A 15,689-nucleotide genomic window follows, 5' to 3' on the forward strand; every position below is an offset into this window, starting at 1 on the left:
CGAAGTCTCAAAGCAATGCCGCCATCAGTGACGCTGCCGCGAACACCGCAAAGGCTATGCGCTGTTTTGTCAGCAGCCGGCGCGTGCCCGCTATGCGCTGGTCGAGCGATCGCGTCTGGGCCGGCGTCGGCTTCAGCCGCATGCGGGCGAGCAAATCGTCGACCGCGCCGCCGCCCGAAACCTCGCTGTCATGGCTCGCCATCAGCCGGAACAACAGCGCATCGAACAGGATAAGCGCGATGAAGGCGAGGGTAGCTAGAGCCGCCGCCGCAGCCACCAGCCACGCCGCCGCCGATAGCGGTGTCACCTGCGGCGCGGCCGCCAGCCCGATCACCGGCGCGGCGAGCAGGCAAGCAGCGACCGCCAGCAGTGGCCATGCCGCCTGCAGTATAAGTCCGGCGGCGAACGCGCCGGCTTTGTCCTGATAGGGGTTGCTGCTCATGCAGCTTCCCCGGCCTGAATGTGCACCGGTCGGCCGGAGGCGGCGAGCAGTTTGCGCGCCTGCGCTGCAGTGTGCGAGCGGCCGGTGCCGACCAGCCATGCGGCGGCGACGGTAGCGCTGCGTTGGAAGCCGAGCGCGCAGCAGATCAGCACCGTGCCCTGCCGGCGCGCCGCCTCGATCGCCTGCACCGCTTCGGAGAGTTCCTTCTCGGCTGGCGGCATCAGGTCGAGTACGGCAAGGCTGATCCATCGGCATGACGCGCGAGCCGGCCGCTCCAACTCGGCGGCAAGGTCGACCACCGTGCCGAAGCCATTAGCTTCGGCCGTCGTCGGGAAGCGGCCGAGGAAGACGCCGTCGGCGACCGGCACGCGGGGCGGCAGCGTGCGCGTCCAGGCCCAGAGATTGATTTTCGCGCCGACACGGTAGGGCCAGAGCAGCAGGCGGCTGGCGAGCGGCACACTGCCGTCGGCCGATTTCTGGAACACTTTCACCCCGGCCCCGGCATAGGCAAAGGCGACGATGGCAAGCGCCAGCGCCGGCCACAGCAGCACGAGGGCTATCGGCGACACAAGTGCGCCGCCGGCCGCGCTGGCGAGCAGCAGCGCCGCCCCCAGCCCATAGAAGAGCGCCAGCCGCCGCGCTCTCCTGTCGGCGGTCAGCCGGAAGCCGGCGAACGGCAGCTCGCCCTCGCGCGGGAAGAGCCACACAGCGAACAGGCCGAGAAGCGCGCCGGTCGGGATGTCGATGAAGTGGTGCTGCCATGTCGTCAACACCGAGGCTCCGATCAGCAAGCACCAGACATGCCAGATAATTCCCGCGATTCCGGTCAGCCTGTGCCGCCAGTGATCCCAGATTATCACCAGCAGCGCTATGTGCAGCGACGGCGCCTGGTTGAACGGTTTGTCGAAACCGCCGAGCACCGCGAACAGGAATCCCGGCAGGCCCGATGTCTCCGGCCGCACGAAGGTGGCCTTGAGCGGGAACAGGATGAAGCAGATCACCGCGACGGCCTGCGCCGTCAGATAGCGGCCGGCAAGGCGGTCGACGCCGCGCTTGCTGTCGTTGAGGAGCAGCGACAGTCCGTAGAACAGGTTGATCGACCAGTAGGGCACGATCGTCCAGGCCATGAACGGAATGTCGCGTTCCCAGCCAAAGACGATGCTGCCGACGTCGTCGCGGCGCGACGCCAGCCAGTTGGCGAAGCCGTAGGTCGAGTAGAACAGCGGCGCGAGCAGCGCCAGCCAGAGCGCCGCGCGCAGCAGGATGGCGCCGAATTTATCCTTCGGCCGCTCGGTCGCGATGGGGACTGGGGCAGGGTCGGCGGCGGGCACGGCTTCCTCAGACGCGCCGGGCGACCGAGACGGTGAAGATGCCCCACTGGTCGATGCGCTGGTCGATCTTCTCGAAGCCGGCGGCCTTCACCAGCTGGTCCATCTCTCTTTGCGTGCGCCGCCGCATCACCCAGGCCTGGCCGCCGCGATGCGAGGTCAGGCTGCGCGCGATCATCTCCAGCTGCGGGTGCCAGGGTTGGTTGGTGTAGATCAGCAGCGCGCCGGGCTGCATGGCGCCGGCCAATCCGCCGAGCGAGCGGGAAATCAGTGCATTGTCCGCGAACAGCTCATAGAGCCCGGAGACGATGGCGAGGTCCGGCGCCGGCTTCAGCCCGGCCAGCATTCCGGTATCGAAGGCGTCGGCCTGGCGGAACGTGACGCTGGTCGGCAGGTTCCGCTCGGCGATCAGCCTGGTGCCGAGCCCGACATTCAGCTGGGAATAGTCCTGCAGCCTGACACTTGCCGGGGGCACGGCGCATTTGGCGACGGCATCGAGCACGTAGCGACCATGGCCGGCGGCGATGTCGAGGATGTGCACGGGCCGGCCGGCAGCATTCAGCTGCTCCGTGGCGCTGGCGATCAGCTCTTCCAGATGAAGCTTGCGCAGGCGGATGCCGCGCCAGCCGATGGCATCGAGGAAGGTGCGGTCGACCATGCGGCCGACATGGCTGACGCCGCGCGCCTCGTTTTCATAGACATAGTCGAGCGTGGAGCCGGAATCGAAGCCGGTGGCAATCCCGGTCTTGAGCCCGGTCGAGAACCAGGAGGCCATGCGGATGAAGGCGCGGCTCATCGCCCAGTAGAGGCCCCTGGGCGACAACAGCGGCAGCGGCGAGGCAAGCTTGTCGGCCTCGTCGCGCGTGTAGCCGGCGCGGTCGGCGACAGTCAGATCGGCGGGCTTCTCGGGCGTCGTGTACTGTTTCTCGAGGAATGGCCGGATCAGGTCGAGTGCGTATTTGCGCTCGCGTTCGCCGAGCGTGTCGTGGAAGAACCCGGGCAGCACGTGCCGCTCCTTGGCCGGGCTCGCCAGATTGACGAAGAATTCGTGCTGCGGGCCGTGCCGCACCACCCAGTCGGCGCCCGAGATCAGCAGCTGTGTCGGCACGGTGATCGCGCGCGCGTCCGCAACGATGCGGGCGGCATGCGCGTAGAGCTCGACCAGTATGTTGGAGGCGATCGGGCGGGTGATCAGCGGATCGGCGTCGAAGGAGGCGATGCGCTCCGGATCATGGGTGAGGAATTTCGCCTTGACGTAGGAATTGACGAAGAAGCGGCCTTTGAGCTTCTGCCAGAGCGCGATGCCCTCCTTGGCGAAGGGCACGTAGAGCTTGACCGAGAAGGCCGGCGAGGCGAGCACCAGCGCGCGGATGTCGGGCGCGTAGTCATGCACCCAGGCAGCGGCGAGCACCGCCCCGAAGGACTGCGCGATGAGTGCCAGATCGCGCTGGCCGAAACCGTCACGCGCGATCTCGCGCACGAAGCAGTCGATGTCGCGCACAAGGGCGGCGAAGGACGGCGCGTAGCCGCGCTCGCCTGCCGAGCGCCCGTTGCCGCGCGCGTCCCAGGCATAGAAGGCGTAGCCCGGCATGGCGAGCTCGTCGACCAGATGCGCCATGCGGCCGCCATGCTCGTGGCCGCGATGGAAGAGAAGGACGGCGCCCTTGGGCTTGTCACCCACCGCCGGCCAGTAGCGATAGAAGATCTCGGAGCCGTCATGGGTCCTGAAGGTCCGCTCCTCGACCACCCGTTCGACGCTCGTGGGTGCTGCCGCGGCGATATTCTGCTGATGGATCATGGTGTTGCCCCCGAGGTCGGTCAATGCTCGACTGCTCCTCTAAGGCCGCTGCGTATCCGGTTGATGGCGGTCGCCAGCGACAGTGTTGCGAACGCCGGAAACATGAAAGGCGTGAGCGCCGCCGGCCACAGGCCGAAGGCGACGAGGAAACCGATGACCCCGAGCGCCAGCGCCCGGTCGCTCTTGCCGAAAGGCCCGGCATAGTCGCGCGCCGCCCCCGCGGCGATGCCGAGCACACCAGTGAATTCGACGATGACCGCCACGATCCCGAAGGCGATCACGCCCCAAGCCGGGAAGAGGGCGGCGAAGGCGAGGATCAGCGCCAGGTCAGAGACGACGTCGCAGAGTTCGTTGAGATACATGCCGAGTCTTGATGCTTGCCCATGCTCCCGTGCCAGCATGCCGTCGATGGCATTGAGCGCCATGCGCGCGAACAGCACCAGCGGCATCAGCAGGAACACGACGGGATGGGCGGCGAAGACGGCCGTCACCACCCCGGTCGCGACCGAAATGCCGGCGGCGAGAAGCGTGATCTGGTTGGCGGTGACGCCGGCTCCGGCGAGCCGGTCGGCCAGCGGCCGCAACCTCGCCTGGAAGGCCGGCTTCAACGCGTAAAGCGTTGGCATATGCGATCCCCCAACCGCGTCATAACCCCACGCATGACCCCCATGCGCCAAACACCCTGCCACGCCTCCGGCTGGAGACGCTGCACGCAATGAGGATGGTCAATCGGCGGCCAAGACGCAAGGGCGGAGTGCGCGCGCTTGCGACGCGGTTAAAATCTGCGTTTTGGAAGACCGGCCAGGAGCGGGCGGTACACCATGCGTGTACCAGCCCGTCCGGCGCCCCCGCCAAGCTGTTGAAACCCCGTCCGTCCCCAACAGCCCCCGGTTATGGCGTGACCAGTGGCTTCGGCATATCCAGCGGCGGCGTCGCCTGTCAACGCCGCCAGCCGGGCGCCCGAACGCCGGTTTTTGACCCTGGCGGACCGTTGCCGCAGACCCGCGCGATCGCGTCCTTGCTGTCCTTGAAGGCCAGCAAAAGCCGGTTTTTCGGGCTTTTCGACCGCCCCTGTTGCCGATGCGGCAGCCCCCGCCTATGCGCTTGAATCGGCTTGCCTTTCGCCGGCTGGACTTTTTCCGCCCAGCATTATCAACCTGACTTTTTTTGGGTGTATTTGGGCGGGCGGCGATTTTGCCGGTTCGCCTGTGTGAATTGCGTCATGGCGCGCCAGCGCAAGACGATGCACAGCAACGCAACCGAAGCCCGGGGGCGCGATGGCCGGGCGGCTTGCATCGCTTGCCGCCTCGCCTTGGGTATTGCGTATCGCCGCCGTCGCGCTTCGGCCGCCATGCAGCTTCCGTCCCGCCAATCTCAGCCGAATTTCAGCCTGCCATCACGACGGCCGGGCGGGTGCCGTGCAGACTGGGTCGAAGAGGAAAGGGTGCAACATGGCGCAGGCGCAAGGCACGGCACATTGGGACGAGAACCATTCTCGCGGCTTTCTGGACAACGGGCGTTATTTCGTGCCGGAACGCGAACGCCAGATCGGGATCATCGCGGACCTCATTCCGCAACCCGCACCGGGCAACCTGCTGGTCGAGCTGTGCCCAGGCGAGGGGCTGCTCAGCCGCGCGCTGCTGGAGCGCTTTCCCGACTGCCATGTTCTGGCGCTCGACGGCTCGGCGCAAATGCTGGAGCAGACGCGGGCCACCTGCCGCGACCAAGCTGGGCGCCTGACCACCGCCGCATTCGAGCTGGCGCAGCGCGACTGGCGGCGCTTTGCCGAGCCCCCGCATGCGGTCGTCTCCTCGCTCGCAATCCATCATCTCGACGGCCGGCAGAAGCAGGAGCTGTTTGCCGATCTGGCGGCGGCGCTCAAGCCCGGCGGCGTGCTGGTGGTGGCCGACATCGTGCGCCCGCCAACCGCAAGCGGGCTCGACATCGCCGCACGGCAATGGGACGAGGCGGTGCGCACGCGGGCGCTGGCGATCGATGGCGATCTCGCCGCCTTCGCCGAATTCAATCGCCTGGGCTGGAACTATTTCCGTAACCCGGACGGCGAGCCGATCGACAAACCGTCCTCGCTGGCCGCGCAGCTTTCCTGGCTTGCGCAAGCGGGCTTCACCGAAGTCGACTGCGCCTGGCTCTTCGCCGGCCACGCCATCTTCAGTGGGCGAAAGCCTTGATGTCGGGGGACAGGCATGATGTCTTCGAGCATGCGAGGGCTTTGATCGATCGCTAGCCGTCGCGCGGATCGAATTGGTTGACGTCTCCTCGAGGGGCGACATGACGACGTTCGAATTCTCCGGCCACAGGCTCGATCTGCACAGGGGCAGGCTGCAGAGGGGCGGGCTCGACGTCGACCTGCGCGCCAAGTCGCTTTCGCTGCTTACCTACCTGCTGGAAAATGCCGGCCGCGTCATCGGCAAGGACGAGCTGGTCAATGCGGTCTGGCCGAACGTCGCCGTTTCCGACGATTCGCTCACCCAATGCATGAAGGACATCCGCAAGGCGCTCGGCGCCGAGGCCGATGGCTTGATCCGCACCGTGCTGCGGCGCGGCTATGTGATCGACGAAGAGCGCGTGCGCCGCCTCGAGGATCGGGTCGCCACCGCGACCGGGGAGGGGACCGCCGACGACAGGCCGTCGATCGCGGTGCTGCCCTTCGAGAACCTCAGCGGCGACCCGGCGCAAGACTATTTTGCCGACGGCATGGTCGACGAGATCACCACGGCGCTGTCGCGCATGCGCTGGCTGTTCGTCATCGCCCGCAATTCGAGCTTCGCCTACAAGGGCGAGGCCGACGGCGTGAAACGGGCCGGAGCCGAACTCGGCGTGCGCTACGTCCTGACTGGCAGCGTCCGCAAGGCCGGCGATCATATCCGCCTCACCGGACAACTCATCGACTCCGGTTCCGGCAAGACGATCTGGGCCGACCGCTACGACGGCGCCATGGCCGATGTGTTCGACCTGCAGGACCGGCTTGCGGAGAGTGTCGTCGGCGCCATCCAGCCCTCCATCCTGTCGGCCGAGATCGAGCGTTCGCGGCGCAAGCGGCCGGAAAGCCTCGCCGCCTACGACTACGTGTTGCGCGCCTTTCCGCTCACCTGGTCGCTCGAGCGCGCGCAGAACGAGGGGGCCGGCACGCTGCTTGAACGTGCGATCGCGATCGAGCCGGACTATCCGCTGGCGCTTTCGCTGCTTGCCTGGTGCCATCTGCAGCGCGCCGGCTACCGCTGGACCGAAACGCCCGCCGCTTCTCGGGAAGAGGGCCTGCGCCTGGCGCAGAAGGGGGCGGCGCTCTCCGGCGACGATCCGATGGTCCTTGCCGTGCTCGGGGCGGCGCATTCGTTTGCCCGCGACTACGATGTCGCCGACATGCATCTGGCGCGGGCGCGTGCGCTCGATCCGAATTCCGCCTGGGCCTGGCTGCGCAGCGCCTGGCTGGACGTCTATCGCGAACGGCCCGAGGCGGCGATCGAGAAGTTCGAGCATTTCGAACGGCTGAGCCCGCGCGACCCGATGGGTTACATGGCCGAGATCGGCATCGGCGCCGCGCATTTCGTCGCCGCGCGCTATGACGAGGCGGTGGCGCTGACGCAGCGCGGCCTTAGCCAGCAGCCGGGCACCTGGTGGGGACTGCGCCTGCTGGTCACGGCGCTGGTTCATGCCGGTCGCAAGGACGAGGCACGGCACGCTTGCCGCAGGCTCATGGAAACCTACCCGGGCCTCACCATTGCCAGGGTTGGCGACGCCTCGCCCTTCGACGCGGGCACGACTGAACGCATCGCCGCCGGCCTGCGCGAGGCCGGCCTGCCGGAGTGATTGGATCGCCGGCGCCCGGCCCTGGAGCATCGCGCTCAGAATTCGCGGCGTTGGCGGCGGTCCTCCACGACCTTCGCAAGCACCTCGGTCGGGTCGCGGTCGACAGGCAGCGTCAGCGCGTTCTCGACGTCGAAGACGGTGAGGCCGATATCGCGGCGTTCGCATTCGCTCATGGCGGCGAGCACTGCAAGCTCGCCGCGCGTCTTCCAGAAACGCGGCAGCCACAACAGCGCCGATGTCGCGGCGCAAGCGAGTCGGTAGAGCCGGGAAGGGGAGGCCTGGCGCCGGTTCTGACGCCGGTTGTCGGCGGTGGCGCCGATGAAGAAGGAAACGATCGTGGTCATGGCCTTGATCTCCGTCTCGAACTGTCACTGTGACAGCAAGGCCGAGGATAGTTGGCGCCAGACTGGAGATCGTGATGCCCCGGCGAAACTTCAGGGAAATTGCGACGAAAACCGCAAGTCGGTTCGGGGTGCGGCGAGCGTCGATCGGTAGCGTCCGCGCTCCTTGGCGCAATCCCCCCTCACGGGCCTCGAGGGGGAGATGGCAGCTTCGCTGCCGCGCGGCCTGAGGCTTGTTCTCGGCCTCTCGCCGCCTTCAGTCCGCGTCCCCGGAAGAAGCCTTGCCGCATTCGGCCAGCACCTTGCCGATCGCCGCGCTCGATCCGTTAAGCGGAAAACTGTTCTCGCCATATTTGTCGGACGTGACAATGACCTCGCCCTTGCCGCGCAGCAAGGCGAGCAGCGGGTCGGCGCTGCCGAATTGCGCTGTGAAGTAATTGTACATCGCCTCGAGCACGAGCGTCTTCGTCGCCGTCTTGCCGCCGGCCTTGAACGCGAACGCGGCCTTGATGCCGGGCTCGAGTTGCGGACCGGCCTCGCCGAGATCGTAGCTCAGCACCGGCTTGCCGAAACAGGTCAGCATCAGATGCGCGCCGCCATTCGGCCCGCCACACACCGAGGCCGTCAGCACGCTGCCGCCTTCGTCCTCCTCCATCTTCGCGCTCCAGCCGCAGGATGCGGCATTGGTCGGCTGCGTGGCTTGCAGTGCGCCCAAGACGATGAATGCCGCCAATCCGCTTCGCATGATTTCCCCCCATCAAGACACTCGTAGCGGCAGGATCATACAGGGCAATTGATGGAGTGGCAGCACCGAGATTGGCTAAGGGCAGTGACAGCCGATCTCCCCCGCCACATGCCCTCATTGGACTTCACCAAAATACAACCCATATCTTCACCATGGAGCTTTGAGCGTGATCTTCGCGCGGGTGGTCCTTCTTGCCGCTGCTCTTTTGGCCGCGGCTGTCGTTTCTCCCTTCTCCTCGACCGGGAGCGGGAAGGTGGCGCTGAGCGTCGCCATAGACGGCGCCATCGGGCCGGCCAGCACCAGGCAGCTCGAGGAGGCGCTCGACACCGCCGCCAAGCGCGACGCCGCGGTCCTCATCCTGCAGCTGAACACGCCGGGCGGGCTGGTCACCTCGATGCGCGAGATGATCGCCGCCATCCTGGCCTCGCCGGTCCCCGTCATCGGCTATGTCGCGCCGGCCGGCGGCCACGCGGCCAGCGCCGGCACCTACATCCTCTACGCCACCCATGTCGCGGCGATGGCGCCCGGCACCAATCTCGGCGCAGCGACGCCGGTCGAACTCGGCGGGCTGCCGTCGCTTCCGGGCGGCGAGAAGGACAAGGACCAGAAGGACGCCACCGGGCGACCGGCCGGCGACGCGATGATGGCCAAGGTGACCAATGACGCGGTCGCGCTGATCCGCTCGCTCGCCGAATTGCGCGGCCGCAATGGCGACTGGGGCGAGAAGGCCGTGCGCGAGGCGGCGAGCCTTTCGGCCAGCGCCGCGCTGCAGGAACATGTCATCGACTTCGTCGCCCGCGACACCACCGAGCTCTTGCAACTGGCCGACGGGCGCACCGTCGACGTGGCCGGTAAAAAGCAGGTGCTGGCGACCGACGGCCTGCCGGTCGAGACGTTGGAGCCGGGCTGGTTCATCCGGCTGCTCGCCGTCATCACCGATCCGAACGTCGCCGTGATCCTGATGCTGGTCGGCGTCTATGGCATCATCTTCGAGTTCACCAGCCCGGGCGCGGTAGCCCCCGGCGTCATCGGCACCATCTGCCTGGTGCTCGGCCTCTATGCGCTCAACCTGTTGCCGATCAACTATGCGGGCCTGGCGCTGATGCTGCTCGGCATCGCGTTCCTTGCCATCGAGGCGTTCAATCCCACCGTGGTGCTCGGGCTGGGCGGCGTCGCCGCCTTCCTGCTGGGCTCCGCCCTGCTGCTCAAGGTCGAGGGTCCGGGCTTTGCCATGTCGTGGGCCGTCATCGGCCCCGCTGCCGCGCTGACGCTGGGGTTGGCGCTGCTCACCGGAACCTATGTCTGGGCGGCGCGCAAAAGTCCGCCGCGCGTCGGCGGCGAGGCCATGCGCGGCCTGCCCGTCGAGATCCTCGACTGGCAGGGCGGCGAGGGCCATGTGTTGGCCTTAGGCGAGCGCTGGCGGGCGAGGGCCGACGAGCCCGTCGCGCCCGGCGACAGCGTCGAGGTGACTGATGTCGGCGACCTCGTGCTGACGGTGCGCCGCCGCGACGCGAACAACAACGGAGCAATAAGATGATGGTCGGTTACGTGGCCTATCTGGTCGTTGCGGTGGCCGTGATCATGTTCCTTGCGGCCGCCATCCGCATCCTGAGGGAATATGAGCGCGGCGTGGTCTTTACGCTCGGCCGCTTCACGGCGGTCAAGGGTCCCGGCCTCATCATCCTCGTCCCCTTCATCCAGCAAATGGTGCGGGTAGACCTGCGCGTTGTGGTGCAGGACGTGCCGCCGCAGGACGTGATCTCGCGCGACAATGTCTCGGTGAAGGTCAACGCCGTGCTCTATTTCCGCATCGTCGACGCCGAGCGGGCGATCATCCAGGTCGAGGATTTCATGGCCGCCACCAACCAGTTGGCGCAGACCACGCTGCGCTCGGTGCTCGGCAAGCACGAACTCGACGAGATGCTGGCCGAGCGCGACAAGCTTAACAACGACATCCAGGAGATCCTCGACCAGCGCACCGATGCCTGGGGCATCAAGGTCTCCAATGTCGAGATCAAGCATGTCGATTTGAACGAGAGCATGGTCCGCGCCATCGCCAAGCAAGCCGAAGCCGAACGCCTGCGCCGCGCCAAGGTGATCAACGCCGACGGCGAGCAGCAGGCGGCGGCGAAACTGGTCGAAGCCGGCCGCATGCTGGCGGCCGAGCCGCAAGCCATGCAGCTGCGCTATTTCGAGGCCCTGCACGACATCGCCGGCGAGCGCTCGTCGACGGTGGTCTTCCCGCTGCCGGTTGATCTGCTCGGGCAATTTTTGAAGGGGCAGGGGAAGTGAGGGGGGGCCGTGCCGGCCGATGTCCGGATCTATCTCGCGCTCGATGGCGTGTAGCCGAAGCGGCGGCGGAAACAGCGATTGAAGTAGGACACATCGCTGAAGCCATTTATCAGCGCGATTTCGCTGACGCGCATGGCGTCGTTGTGCCGTTGCGAGAGCATCTTGTGCGCTCTCTGCAGGCGTAGTTCGAGAACACGCTCGGAGAAGCTGATGCCTGTTTCCTGGAGCAGATCCTGGACATAGCGCGCCGACAGGCCGAGCTCTTTTGCGATACCTTGCGCGGAGATTTCCGGATCGGTGAAGCCACCGCGAATTTTAGTCAGAATCGCTTGCGTCCGTACCGCACGTAGACCTCGCGCGTCCGCGTTGTCGTGCGCCGTCACCGGTGCGGCAATGGAAGCGGTGGCGGCGATCAGATCGGCAATATGATCGGCCACGAACTGCATGGTCAGTTGAGACTCGGCTTCTTTCTCATCCGCCAGAACGCCGACATAGGCACGAACAAGGGCGTTGATCATCATGGAGCTGGACACGACGGTCATCAGGCGATCCTCAAACGCTGCATATCGCTGACGCACGCGTTCGCGATCGGTCTGCACGGCGATCAGGCCGCATTGCCCGTCGCTCACTCGGATGATTGAGGGGGCGCTCTGCTCGACAAGAACGGACGCGCCTGGACTCAGATCGACGCTCCTTCCCGCCTGGTCGACGCTGAGCGGGGAGTGTCCGGCATTGAGAAGCAACACGACATTGTTGGTGCTCTGAGCAGCAATGTCTTCAGTGGTTCTCGATATCGATTTGACAGTGCCGTGGATCGTGCCCACCGAAACGTCGCTAGCTCGAACAATCCTGAGCTCCCCTTCGAACGATCTGCCGATGGCCGGATCGGCACGCAGACGGGCGTAACCGGATGTCAGCGATGAGATCCATTGCTCCTTCTGGATTTGTTCGCCGCCGATCAGGTCGCTGGAATTGTAGGTAATCCTGTGCAATCCCTCATAGGCGCCAAGATGCTCCGGCAAACCAGCCGATGAAAACACCGTCTTTCGTGACAAAGGAAGCGCCCCCGCTAAACCCGCAGTCTCAAAAAATCGAACGCGACGCTTTCCATTCCAGGAATAACCAGCAACATTGATGGCTTGGCGTTCAGCCGACTGAACCCCTTAATCGAGCCCAATCACGCTTGGCGTCACCCGAAAGTATGACGCCAGCAAAATCCTCCAGGCGGATCGGCGTCCTTGCGCCGAGCCGCCGTCAAAATGTTGCTGGTTTCATTCTTTGCCCGCCATCCATCATGGCGGGCATGCTGGGGTGCAGGAGAAACGGTGGAAAGGCTGAGCAGCGAAGTTCTGGGTTCGATTGTCGGCGATATCTACGATTGCGTGCTGAATCCGGACGGCTGGACCGGGGTCATGATCCGGATCACCGAAACCATGGATGCGGCCTACAGCACCATCGCGCTTGCCAGCACTGCCGACAATCACGGCCGCTTCGCGGCGCGGTCGCCCTGGGATGCCGAGCGGATGCGCGTGCTGCAGGAGGATTATGACTTTGACGCAATTCCCGGGCTGAAGGCGGCGGTCGTCGGCGATATCGACACGCCCGTCGCGACGCTGTCGCATATCAGCGAAGCCGAACTCCAGCAGACGCCGTTTTATCAGAATTGGGCCAAGCCGCAGGGATTGCGCGAAGGCTGCATCATCAAATTCGTTCACACACCGGACCGGATCGGCCTCATGGGTTGCACCACGCGGGCCGGCAGGGGGATCATATCCGTCGAGGAGCAGCGTTTCATGGCCTTGCTGTCGCCGCATCTGCGCCGTGCGTCCCTGATTGGCGACCTGCTCGATCAGGCCCGCGTGACTGCCAGTCTCTATCGTCAGGCGCTCGACCATCTGGCCGTGCCTGTCGTGCTTACTGGCGCCAGTGGGGCAATCCTGCATGCCAATGAGGCTGCCCAGCAGATGCTTTCGGTGGAAGGTCCCATTCGTTCGAGGAATGGCCTCCTGCAGGCGCAGAATCCGGCGGTGGCTCTTGCCCTGCAGGAAGCGATCGCCAGTGCCGCGCGCGCGGATGCCTCGCTTGGTTCGCGCGGCATCGGCCTGCCCATTTCGGCGCCGGGCCAGCCGCCCGCCGTTGCTTATGTGTTGCCGTTGACCGAAGGCACCGCGCGCGCGGCTTTCCGGCCCGCCTGTGCCGCCGTCTTCGTGTCGACGACGACGTCCGCCTCGCCATTGCCGGAAGCCGTTCTCACCACGCTGTTCGACCTGACGCCAGCGGAGGCGCGGGTCCTGCTCAGGATCGGCAGTGGTTTGTCCGCCCCCAGGAGCGCGGTTGCGCTCGGCATCGGCGAGAATACCCTGAAGACCCACCTCAACCGGATCTTTGCCAAGACCGGCACGCGGCGCCAGGCCGATCTCGTCAAACTCATTTCGGACATGGGCGCCCCTCTCGCAGGTCCCGAATCGACGTAGCCGGCCGGCTGCGGCTGATCCGCCACACTGGTCCGGAAAGTGACGGGGTGCGTTCCAGGACAATTCCAGTGCGGCCCAGCCCAAGACGCGCGCCGCCCGACAATGCAAAACCGGGACGTCGACAACAGCTGAATCCCCGCGCATTCGGCGGCGGGGAACGTAGCATTTCTGGGGCATCAGACTGACAATGAAAACCATTCTTCTCGCGGCAGCCTTCATCCTCGCGCCTGTCGGCATGGCAGGCGCGGCGGACATCAACGAAACCTCGCCCGTTGCCGCCGGCTACGATTGGTCCGGCCTCTATGCCGGCGTCGACGTCGGTTATGCAGCCGGAAAATCCAATCTCTTCATTGCCGGCGCTGGCCTTGGGGGCACCGACGTCAACGCGCCCCTCGATCCGACCGGCTTTGTTGGCGGCGTCCATATCGGCGTCAACCAGGAGATGGCGAACCGCCTCGTGCTCGGCGCCGAGGCCGACCTCGCGTACAGCAATGTAGATAGGGTGAGCACCTTCGCAGGCGCCGGTGCGCTGCTCAACACCGAACTCAAGTGGTCGGGTTCGGCGCGGCTGCGGGCTGGCTATGCTTTCGATCGGACCTTGCCCTACATCACTGCCGGCGTGGCCGCCGCCAAGTATGAAGTGAGTGTGATCACCAACGGCCCCGGCGGTACAATACCAGTCCACGACGAAACCCATCTTGGCTGGACGGTTGGAGCTGGCGTTGACCACGCCTTCACTGACAAGTGGATCGCCAGCGTCGAATATCGCTACGCCGACTTCGGTAAAAAGGATCTCTCGGTGCCGCTTTTTGGTCCTGGCACGGTTTCGAACGTCGATCTCAAGACGCACAATTTACGGGTCGGCCTCAGCTACAAGTTCTGATCTGCAGAACCGAACGGAGCCCCTCTGCGGCCTTTCCGAAACGGAGGGCGCAACATTTATGAGGCAGCAGACACGATGAAACCGATTCTTCTCGCGACAGCCTTCATCCTCGCGCCTGCCGGCCTGGCATCAGCGGCGGACACCAATGAGGGGCCGGCTGCCTACGACTGGTCTGGCTCCTATACCGGCGTCGACGTCGGTTACGCAGTTGGAAGCTCTGACCACCTGGTCACCAGCGGCGGCGGCGATCTCAACAGTCCTATCGATCCGAACGGCTTCATAGGGGGCATCCATATCGGCCTCAATCGTGAAATGGCCAGCCGCTTCGTACTCGGCGCCGAAGCCGACCTGATGTACACTGCCGTGGATGGACAGACGGCCTTCGGCAGCGGCGGTGGCGCCTTGGTCAAGGGCGAGGTCAAATGGTCAGGCTCTGCGCGGCTGCGGGCTGGTTACGCCTACGACCGGACCTTGCCCTACATCACTGCCGGCGTGGCTGCGGCCAGGTATCAAGTGCTCGTGACCACCGGCGGCTTCGGCGGTGACCAGCCATATCGTGAAGAGACGCATGTTGGCTGGACGGTTGGAGGCGGCGTTGAGCACGCCCTCTCCGACAGGTGGATCGCTCGGGTCGAATATCGCTACTCCGACTTCGGCAGCAAGGCTCTCTCGGTGGTGAATGGCTTTACCACCGAAACGCACGTCGATCTCCAGACTCACGATATCCGGGTCGGACTCAGCTACAAGTTCTGATCCGCCGGACCGAACAACCCCCCGCGCCGGGCGTTTCCGCCGCGGGGGAGCGCTCGAACTTGAAGCGCCCGGCATCAGCCTGGGGCGACGAACACAAGCTGGAATATTGCCGCGATCCTTCGCGCCCCCTCCGGCCTCGCGGCCATCTCCCCCCGCAGGCGCTCATTGCCATTGGCAACAGGTGCACCACCTACTCACGGATGCATTAGGGAGACAACCCAATGACCGACGACGAAAGCGCGATCCGGCAGGTGGTCGAGACCTGGATGGCGGCAAGCCGCACGGGCGATCTGGAGACCGTGCTCTCGCTGATGACCGACGACGTCATCTTCATGGTTCCCGCCAAGGAACCGTTCGGCAAGGCAGCCTTCGCTGCCGCCTTCAAAGGCATGGGCGAGAAGATCGATGGCTCGAGCGAGATCGTCGAACTCAAGCTGCTCGGCGACTGGGCCTATATCCGCAACCGCATCGACATGACAGCGACGCCGCCGGGCGGCGAGCCGGTGCGGCGCTCCGGCTACACGCTCACGCTGCTGCGCAAGGAAGGCGACGGACGCCGGCGGCTGGCGCGGGATGCGAACTTGCTGGCGAGTGCCTGATCTAGCTATGTGACGCTGTGATTTGCGGAAACGCTGGCGGGACAGCACCCCCGCTGGCGTGCCGGCCATCTCCCCCTTGAGGGCAGGGCTATCGCATATGGGTTAGCGCCTGGATGAGATAGTCGTCGTTCCAGGCGCATTTCTTGATGCGGTGGCTGATGGGGACTTTGTCGGCATCGGCTGCCTGGAGGACGTTTCTGGCGATG

At 65.5% G+C, this 15,689-nt stretch carries 15 protein-coding genes; 8 read left to right on the forward strand and 7 right to left on the reverse strand.

The window, feature by feature from the left end; genetic code table 11:
* Positions 1-7 precede the first annotated feature (7 nt).
* From PU724_RS29870 to PU724_RS29885, 4 genes are read right to left on the reverse strand one after another with little or no spacing between them, the layout of a single operon-like run.
* The gene (locus PU724_RS29870; RefSeq protein ID WP_127284432.1) at positions 8-442 is read right to left on the reverse strand and encodes a hypothetical protein; all 435 of its coding nucleotides are present in this window, start codon (positions 440-442) and stop codon (positions 8-10) included.
* Positions 439-1,773 (reverse strand): phosphatase PAP2/dual specificity phosphatase family protein, encoded by a 1,335-nt coding sequence (locus PU724_RS29875; protein ID WP_426213727.1) that lies wholly within the window; start codon positions 1,771-1,773, stop codon positions 439-441. Before PU724_RS29875 ends, PU724_RS29870 begins: the two co-directional genes overlap by 4 nt.
* Positions 1,774-1,780: 7 nt before the next feature.
* Positions 1,781-3,568 (reverse strand): bifunctional alpha/beta hydrolase/class I SAM-dependent methyltransferase, encoded by a 1,788-nt coding sequence (locus tag PU724_RS29880; RefSeq protein ID WP_354425308.1) that lies wholly within the window; start codon positions 3,566-3,568, stop codon positions 1,781-1,783.
* Positions 3,569-3,588: 20 nt separating this feature from the next.
* On the reverse strand, positions 3,589-4,194 hold the full coding sequence (locus tag PU724_RS29885) for a CDP-alcohol phosphatidyltransferase family protein (RefSeq protein ID WP_354425250.1): 606 nt from the start codon (positions 4,192-4,194) through the stop codon (positions 3,589-3,591).
* Between the two features lie 825 nt (positions 4,195-5,019).
* Here PU724_RS29885 and PU724_RS29890 point away from each other — a divergent pair.
* Together PU724_RS29890 and PU724_RS29895 are read left to right on the forward strand one after the other, a co-directional pair.
* The gene (locus tag PU724_RS29890; protein ID WP_354425248.1) at positions 5,020-5,757 is read left to right on the forward strand and encodes a class I SAM-dependent methyltransferase; all 738 of its coding nucleotides are present in this window, start codon (positions 5,020-5,022) and stop codon (positions 5,755-5,757) included.
* 100 nt (positions 5,758-5,857) lie between these two features.
* Positions 5,858-7,396: a winged helix-turn-helix domain-containing tetratricopeptide repeat protein gene (locus PU724_RS29895; RefSeq protein WP_354425246.1), complete on the forward strand. Its 1,539-nt coding sequence runs from the start codon at positions 5,858-5,860 to the stop codon at positions 7,394-7,396.
* Positions 7,397-7,431: 35 nt separating this feature from the next.
* On the opposite strand, the gene PU724_RS29900 is transcribed toward PU724_RS29895, so the two are convergent.
* Both PU724_RS29900 and PU724_RS29905 read right to left on the reverse strand, forming a co-directional pair.
* Positions 7,432-7,740 (reverse strand): hypothetical protein, encoded by a 309-nt coding sequence (locus PU724_RS29900; protein ID WP_127310322.1) that lies wholly within the window; start codon positions 7,738-7,740, stop codon positions 7,432-7,434.
* Positions 7,741-7,993: 253 nt separating this feature from the next.
* The gene (locus PU724_RS29905; RefSeq protein WP_426213728.1) at positions 7,994-8,452 is read right to left on the reverse strand and encodes a hypothetical protein; all 459 of its coding nucleotides are present in this window, start codon (positions 8,450-8,452) and stop codon (positions 7,994-7,996) included.
* Positions 8,453-8,648: 196 nt separating this feature from the next.
* Between PU724_RS29905 and PU724_RS29910 the strand changes: the two genes are divergently transcribed.
* Together PU724_RS29910 and PU724_RS29915 are read left to right on the forward strand one after the other, a co-directional pair.
* The gene (locus PU724_RS29910; RefSeq protein WP_354425242.1) at positions 8,649-10,019 is read left to right on the forward strand and encodes an NfeD family protein; all 1,371 of its coding nucleotides are present in this window, start codon (positions 8,649-8,651) and stop codon (positions 10,017-10,019) included.
* Positions 10,016-10,774 carry a slipin family protein gene (locus PU724_RS29915; RefSeq protein ID WP_127284425.1) on the forward strand — a complete coding sequence of 253 codons (759 nt, stop codon included), beginning with the start codon at positions 10,016-10,018 and terminating at the stop codon, positions 10,772-10,774. Before PU724_RS29910 ends, PU724_RS29915 begins: the two co-directional genes overlap by 4 nt.
* A 29-nt stretch (positions 10,775-10,803) precedes the next feature.
* Here the strand turns inward: PU724_RS29915 and PU724_RS29920 are convergent, their stop codons facing one another.
* Positions 10,804-11,829, reverse strand: coding sequence for an AraC family transcriptional regulator (locus PU724_RS29920; protein WP_354425240.1), 1,026 nt, complete (start codon positions 11,827-11,829; stop codon positions 10,804-10,806).
* A gap of 270 nt (positions 11,830-12,099) precedes the next feature.
* On the opposite strand from PU724_RS29920, the gene PU724_RS29925 reads away from it, so the two are divergent.
* The 4 genes from PU724_RS29925 (at position 12,100) to PU724_RS29940 (ending at position 15,483) form a co-directional block, all read left to right on the forward strand.
* Positions 12,100-13,248 carry a helix-turn-helix transcriptional regulator gene (locus tag PU724_RS29925; protein WP_354425238.1) on the forward strand — a complete coding sequence of 383 codons (1,149 nt, stop codon included), beginning with the start codon at positions 12,100-12,102 and terminating at the stop codon, positions 13,246-13,248.
* A gap of 187 nt (positions 13,249-13,435) precedes the next feature.
* Positions 13,436-14,131: an outer membrane protein gene (locus tag PU724_RS29930; protein ID WP_292350235.1), complete on the forward strand. Its 696-nt coding sequence runs from the start codon at positions 13,436-13,438 to the stop codon at positions 14,129-14,131.
* Between the two features lie 75 nt (positions 14,132-14,206).
* A complete protein-coding gene (locus PU724_RS29935) occupies positions 14,207-14,884 on the forward strand; it encodes an outer membrane protein (protein WP_127310317.1) in 678 nt (225 codons plus the stop codon).
* A 221-nt stretch (positions 14,885-15,105) separates the two neighbouring features.
* Positions 15,106-15,483 (forward strand): YybH family protein, encoded by a 378-nt coding sequence (locus PU724_RS29940; protein ID WP_292350233.1) that lies wholly within the window; start codon positions 15,106-15,108, stop codon positions 15,481-15,483.
* Positions 15,484-15,689 lie beyond the last annotated feature (206 nt).

The sequence above is a fragment of the Mesorhizobium abyssinicae genome (assembly GCF_049887195.1).
Taxonomy (GTDB): domain Bacteria; phylum Pseudomonadota; class Alphaproteobacteria; order Rhizobiales; family Rhizobiaceae; genus Mesorhizobium; species Mesorhizobium abyssinicae.

What these genes read in the sequence shown, in the direction of transcription:
- PU724_RS29870 (WP_127284432.1), bottom strand. Translation starts at nt 442, where the DNA reads ATGAGCAGCAACCCCTATCAGGACAAAGCCGGCGCGTTCGCCGCCGGA.
- PU724_RS29940 (WP_292350233.1), top strand. Translation starts at nt 15,106, where the DNA reads ATGACCGACGACGAAAGCGCGATCCGGCAGGTGGTCGAGACCTGGATG.
- PU724_RS29900 (WP_127310322.1), bottom strand. Translation starts at nt 7,740, where the DNA reads ATGACCACGATCGTTTCCTTCTTCATCGGCGCCACCGCCGACAACCGG.
- PU724_RS29930 (WP_292350235.1), top strand. Translation starts at nt 13,436, where the DNA reads ATGAAAACCATTCTTCTCGCGGCAGCCTTCATCCTCGCGCCTGTCGGC.
- PU724_RS29935 (WP_127310317.1), top strand. Translation starts at nt 14,207, where the DNA reads ATGAAACCGATTCTTCTCGCGACAGCCTTCATCCTCGCGCCTGCCGGC.
- PU724_RS29880 (WP_354425308.1), bottom strand. Translation starts at nt 3,568, where the DNA reads ATGATCCATCAGCAGAATATCGCCGCGGCAGCACCCACGAGCGTCGAA.
- PU724_RS29885 (WP_354425250.1), bottom strand. Translation starts at nt 4,194, where the DNA reads ATGCCAACGCTTTACGCGTTGAAGCCGGCCTTCCAGGCGAGGTTGCGG.
- PU724_RS29890 (WP_354425248.1), top strand. Translation starts at nt 5,020, where the DNA reads ATGGCGCAGGCGCAAGGCACGGCACATTGGGACGAGAACCATTCTCGC.
- PU724_RS29915 (WP_127284425.1), top strand. Translation starts at nt 10,016, where the DNA reads ATGATGGTCGGTTACGTGGCCTATCTGGTCGTTGCGGTGGCCGTGATC.
- PU724_RS29895 (WP_354425246.1), top strand. Translation starts at nt 5,858, where the DNA reads ATGACGACGTTCGAATTCTCCGGCCACAGGCTCGATCTGCACAGGGGC.